The sequence below is a fragment of the Streptomyces sp. NPDC051636 genome, assembly GCF_044453765.1.
In the GTDB taxonomy this organism is placed as follows: Bacteria; Actinomycetota; Actinomycetes; order Streptomycetales; family Streptomycetaceae; genus Streptomyces.
This window is the reverse complement of the sequence record NZ_JBITDA010000074.1, coordinates 1-5,358: the sequence shown is the minus strand read 5'-3', so window position 1 is coordinate 5,358 and position 5,358 is coordinate 1. Positions and strand designations below refer to the sequence as shown.

Genomic DNA, 5,358 nt, shown 5'->3' with positions numbered 1-5,358 from the left:
CCACAGGCAGCGACGCCGTCCGGCTGCTGGAGCACGTCGGGGAGCATGGGGCGGATCGCCTGTCCGGTCCCCGGGTCCAGGCCCTGCGGCAGATCTGTGGCGTCGTCCCCCTGCTGCTGTTCGGGCATTGGCGCCGGAGCCATACCGCCGAACGTACTCAGTTGGCGGCGCAGCCTCTGGAGCTCGTCATCTTTGGCGGCCAGGGCTGACAGGGCGAGCTGGTGCCCCTCTTTGAGGTGATTGAACTCGATGTGGGTGCGGGCGAGTTTAGTGGTGAGCCGCTGGTTGCGCTCCCTCAGCCGGGCGATTCGCGCCTCGCGGGGATCAGGTTGCTGACCTGCGGCCCAGGCAGCGGTCCGCCGTTTCTCGAACTCGTCCTTGAGGTGGCCCCAGGTGCGGTAGAGGGCGGCGCGGGAGATTCCGGCCTCGCGGGCGAGGGTCTTGACGTCGCAGGCCCCGCCGGCCGGGATCTGCCCGGCGAGAAGCCGGTCGATGGCCGCGCGGATCCGCCGTTCGGTCTGATCGCGCTGTTCGGGACTGAGTGCCATGTCATCCCGTTCCAGCGGCCTTGGCCCTCGTCAACCGCCCAGGCGTAGAACCGGGACAACGCGGTGACCTGAAGCTCCCACGAAGACGACGTCAACCGCTCGTCCAACGGCCCCGACAACCGCCGGTCCGCGTACGTACCCAGCGCGGCCACCAGGTCCTGCCGCGAGGCGACACCCCGATCGCATGGCGCCGCAGATGAGTCAGCCAGTCCCGGGCCGCCAGCGCGTACGCACGCCACGAGTTCGGCGGCGGGGCGCCGACCGCGCGGTCCGGCTCAGCCACTCGATCAACCGACTCCGAGTCTGCGGAACCTGCTACAACCACGCCAAAGCGGAGCCCTGCAAGCGGTGCGGACGCAACCACCCCGTCGCGGACGCGACGACACCGGAGCCCCGATCTGCAACACCTGCCGCAACAAGGAACCCTCCTACCAGGAGAAATGCGTTGTCTGCGGTCGAGTCGAGGGCGTCGGCGCCCGCACGGCCGACGGGCCGATATGCGCCGTCTGCCGCAAACCGCCGGTTGTCCAGTGCGGTTCCTGCGGCAAGGTCCGGGCCTGCCTCTTCGCCTGGACCGACTCACCCCGCTGCCGGACATGCTCGCGCAGGCTGGAACCTTGCACCGACTGCGGGCGCCTGAAAACAGTGGCCGCCCGCACTCCCCGCGGCCCGATCTGCGAAAACTGCTGGGAACAGGCCCCAGAGGCACACAAGCCCTGCAAGCAGTGCGGCACGGTCGAGCGACTGTTCCACTTCGGCCTCTGCCGGAGATGCGCAGGCGACCGCCATCTGCGGAAGCTGCTGACGCCGCCAGATGGGAAGCCCCGTCCCGAACTCGACAAGATCGTGGACGCCCTGCTGAACCACAACCCCCGCAGGGCCTTGCTCTATCTGTGGGAATCACCCACGGCCACCCGTTTGGTCACCGACCTTGCCGCCGGAACCTGCGAGCTGACCCACGAGGCCCTCGACGCCCGCATGACCAGCCAGAAGGACATGGCCGTCGACTACTTCCGGGCCGTCCTGGTCTCCGCCGGCGTCCTGCCGGTCCGCGATGAGTACATGGCCCGGCTGGAGCGATGGATTGAACACAAGACCGCATCGATCGAAGATCCCGAAGACCGCCGCCTGATCACCGCCTACGCCCGCTGGGACCGCATCGCACGCATCCGGCGCCGGGGTCGCGGCAAGCCGATTTCCGCCTTTGTCCAGGACGTCACACAGACCCGCATCGCCAGGCCATCACTTTCCTGGCCTGGATCAAGGAGCAGGGTGAGACTCTGGCGACCTGTCGACAACCACTCATCGACCTCTGGCTCGTCTCGGAGAACCACCAAGGCCCCTATATCGCGGGGCCGTTCGTCAGCTGGGCTGTCCGCAGCAAGTTCGCCTCCGGGATCAGCATCCCCACCAAACCGCGGCGGATCTTCCACCGCCCGCTCGACGCCGAGGAGCGCTGGGCCATTGCCCGCGGGCTACTCCATGACGACTCCTTCGAGACCAAGGACCGCGTCGCAGGGCTGATGGTCCTGCTCTATGGCCAGTTCCCTGCAAGGACATGTCGGCTGACCACCGCGCACGTCATCCAGACGAGAACGGCGTCGCACTCCGCCTCAACAAAACGCCGCGGAGGCTGCCACCGCCCCTAGACTGCCTGGTCCTCCAGCTCGTCGACATCGCAAACGATCATCAACGCACCGTGATGTCGAACGACCTCAACGCACCCTGGCTCTTCCCGACTCAGCGGCCCGGCAAGCCGCTGGGCAGCAAGCAACTCAGCCGCCGCCTCCGCAAGATCGGACTCCCGACAGAAGCCGGGCGATGCGCGGCCCTGCTCGATCTCTGCACACAGATGCCACCGGCCGTCCTCCCACGCCTTCTCGGCATCAGCCCGTCAGCCGCCGAACAGTGGGCCGCCGGGGCCGTCAGGACCGCCTACGCAGCCGAGGTGGCCCGCCGGCCAGACGGCTGAGACCGACTACGCAGCACCCCGTCTGCCGCGGGCTGCCATCATGCTCGAATGGCCCACGACATAGTGTTCTTCCTCGCCCCTGACGACGAGACGGCCGCCTCGACGCGCCTGCGGGGACCTGGTGAGGTATTTGAGTCTGTGACCTGCCGTTTTATTGAGCCGGACACCGCCATTGCCGAGTGGGACATGTACTTCGAGGTGCCTTCGGCCGAGGCCCCGCCGCTTGAGCAGCTCTATGCGTGGCGGCCGTGGCCGGAGTGGGTCACCGCCCCCTTGAACGATGGCGTTGAGGTGTTCGCTCTGCCGAAGCGGCTGACCCGAGCGCTCGGCAAAGCGAGTTCCGCCGAACTCGAAGAGCTCGCCGGCCGCTGGATTACACGGCTCCGGTCTGAGGACGGCGACGATATGACCGACGATGATCTCCTTGCGGTCTTGCAGGGCGTTGCCCGCCTCGCAGCGTCTGCGGCGAATACGGGTGGCGGCCTCTACAGCTGGAGCTTCTGACTGTCCCCCCGCGAGGGCCGCTCGTTCTTGACGCCGCTGCACGCCAGGAGCTCGGTCCCGGTGGCGTCGAAGTACAGGGTGAAGAACCAAGATCGGTCTGCTGCGACGATGTTGCCGGTACGCAGTTGCTCGTCGCGGTGCCGAGCGCGAAGGATCTCAACGGTCTCGTCAAGGCCGAGGGTCGTCAGGCCGATCTTCAACGACCGTTTCAGCCTTGTCGCAGCGATGCCGAGGACCATCCACTGTGGCGGCTGTCCGTTGTAGAGCATTACCTCGCCGCCGGCGGCGATAGCGTCGCGTGCTGCCTTGCAGGCACTGGTCTGGTCTTTGAGCATCGCGGTGATGTCGGGCTGGCTTGGGTGCTCGTCCTCGGTGGCCATGCGGCGACTGTAGGGAGCGAACGCGGGCGTTGCTACGGGGTTCGGCGTGGGCTGTGCGGGCCCGTTGGGCCGTAGGGAGCCATCAGGAACGCCTACCCAGCGGAGGATGTCCGTCGATGACGATGCTACTTCGCGCTGATGGCCGCAGCCTGCGTGCGGCATCGTTCCAGCCCTGCAGTCACCTCTTCGTGGTCCGGGCGGTCCTGGCTGGCCAGGAGTTCGCCAGCCGCGGTCATGGCGGCCCAAAAGTCGGGTGGTGAGCCGCGCCCGTCCCGGAACCGGGTTTTGGCGAAGTAGAGGAAGATCTTCGTGAGCTCCCCGGTGCGAAACCACGCGAGCAGGCCGCCGGGATAGCCTCCGCGGGCACCAGCGGCGGTTCCCAAGAGGTCGCGGATGCGCTCCTCGTGTTCCTCAAGTACTCGGTCCACGATGAAGACGTGCCCAAACCTGAGAACGAAGGCGAGGTCCTCCTCCTCACCCACCGCGAAGTCTGAGAAGAGTGGCTCGACCTCGCGGAGCCGGGCCTCGGCGTCAGTCCGGGGCACACCCAGGGCCAAGCACACGGCCAACACACAGACACCCCAGTTGCCGGTCCTCGCGGCCAGCTCGGCGAAGATATCCTCGTCGCTTTGCCCTGCGGCGAGCATCTCCTGCGCCGCCAGAACCAGCGCGCCCTCGCCCTCCCCGTGACTCATGGCGAGAGGCTACCGCGAGGTGCGATGGCCGAGCCGGCCGCGATCCCCTCGCTCACCGAGGCAGCACGATGCTTCCCAGCCAGCGGGGTGTGAAGCGCAGCAGAGCCGGATTGCAACCCTATTCCGCACACTCGAATATCCGAAGCTACCGATACTCGCCCACTACTGCGGAAAGAGCGAGTTCCACTCCCTCGGCATACCCGACCACCCCGCGCACCCCACCACCGCCGAGGGCACCTACGCCCCCACGCTGGGCACCGGCGCGTACGCACTCGACCTTCTCTGCACCAACGGCACGAGTCGACTGCGCTCGTTCTTATGTGGTGAACGTGGCCGGGGGTCGCCGGATCTCCAGGACAACTGCCGTGCCTGCCACGGATTGGTCCTCGTGCATGGTGATCACCTGGCCGGGCTGAAGGTGCTGCCACTGCGAGGGGTCCAGGGGCGCGAGTCGTACCGAGGCATGTCCCCCGGGCTCCAGGAAGGGCGTGAACTCCACCCAGAGCCGGGCAATGTTGAGAGCCGGTTCGCCGGTCGCGCTCTGGTGGCCGATGTTCCACATCGGTCGCAGGACGCCAGCGCCGGAGATGGGCGTCTGTCGTCGTGCTTCAGCGGCCGGGCGGAGGGTGAGGTCGGCTCGGATGATCCCGTGGCGGGTCTCGTAGCTGCGCCAGTGACACCAGGCCGCGCTCTTCTCCAGTCGCATCTGTTCGGCTGCGGTGGCCAGGGTTTCCCAGAAGCTGAGCGGAAGCGGGACCTGCGCACCTATCCCAGGTCGACGTGGCCGGTGTTCTACCGGCAGCTCGGCGAGATCATCCGCCGCGTGCACACGGTCCGCGGCCCGTCCTTCGGCCCGGTCGCCGGTCCCGCATACGGAACGTGGAGCGAGGCGGTCGCCGCGTCCCTGGAGGACATTGCCACCGACCTGGAAGGCGTCGGCCTCGACGCCGCCGACGTGCGCAAGATCGTCGCGGCCGTCGTGCGACACCAGGCCGTCCTCGACGAGATCACCGAGCCGCGCTTGCTTGGCGGGGACTTGTGGGTGCCCAACGTGCTGCTTGATCACGATGCGTCGGAGCCGACGATCACCGGCGTTTACGACTTCGACCGGACAGGGTGGGGTGACCCGGCGGCCGACTGGACGATCCGCATGGTCATGGCTAAAGCCCAAGACCGGGAAGTTAAGCGGTGTTGTGGCTGGTCGGGTGGGTTGACATGGGAACGGAGCCCGGCGCGGACTGTGAGTGTCGAGGTCACGG

The 5,358-nt window shown here is 67.5% G+C and carries 6 protein-coding genes and 1 pseudogene; 3 read left to right on the top strand and 4 right to left on the bottom strand.

Annotation, left to right across the window (positions count from 1 at the left end; genetic code table 11):
* Window positions 1-548, bottom strand: a 548-nt coding sequence (locus tag ACIBBH_RS42285; protein ID WP_399414286.1) for a hypothetical protein, incomplete at its 3' end; no start/stop codon positions are given.
* 1,558 nt (window positions 549-2,106) lie between these two features.
* Here ACIBBH_RS42285 and ACIBBH_RS42280 point away from each other — a divergent pair.
* Together ACIBBH_RS42280 and ACIBBH_RS42275 are read left to right on the top strand one after the other, a co-directional pair.
* Complete coding sequence (locus tag ACIBBH_RS42280; protein ID WP_399414284.1) at window positions 2,107-2,520, top strand: hypothetical protein; 414 nt, start codon at window positions 2,107-2,109, stop codon at window positions 2,518-2,520.
* Window positions 2,521-2,568: 48 nt separating this feature from the next.
* Window positions 2,569-3,024, top strand: a complete 456-nt coding sequence (locus ACIBBH_RS42275; RefSeq protein ID WP_399414282.1) for a hypothetical protein — start codon at window positions 2,569-2,571, stop codon at window positions 3,022-3,024.
* On the opposite strand, the gene ACIBBH_RS42270 is transcribed toward ACIBBH_RS42275, so the two are convergent.
* The 3 genes and pseudogenes from ACIBBH_RS42270 to ACIBBH_RS42260 form a co-directional block, all read right to left on the bottom strand.
* Window positions 3,006-3,404 carry a hypothetical protein gene (locus ACIBBH_RS42270; protein WP_399414280.1) on the bottom strand — a complete coding sequence of 133 codons (399 nt, stop codon included), beginning with the start codon at window positions 3,402-3,404 and terminating at the stop codon, window positions 3,006-3,008. The two genes, ACIBBH_RS42275 and ACIBBH_RS42270, sit on opposite strands and share 19 nt — an antisense overlap.
* A gap of 125 nt (window positions 3,405-3,529) precedes the next feature.
* Entirely contained in the window at window positions 3,530-4,099 is a 570-nt protein-coding gene (locus ACIBBH_RS42265; RefSeq protein WP_399414278.1) for a hypothetical protein, read from the bottom strand.
* Between the two features lie 316 nt (window positions 4,100-4,415).
* Window positions 4,416-4,853, bottom strand: a pseudogene (locus tag ACIBBH_RS42260) (hypothetical protein); the annotation flags it as partial.
* A gap of 33 nt (window positions 4,854-4,886) precedes the next feature.
* Here ACIBBH_RS42260 and ACIBBH_RS42255 point away from each other — a divergent pair.
* Window positions 4,887-5,358: phosphotransferase family protein (locus ACIBBH_RS42255; RefSeq protein WP_399414276.1), on the top strand; the 472-nt coding region annotated here is incomplete at its 3' end.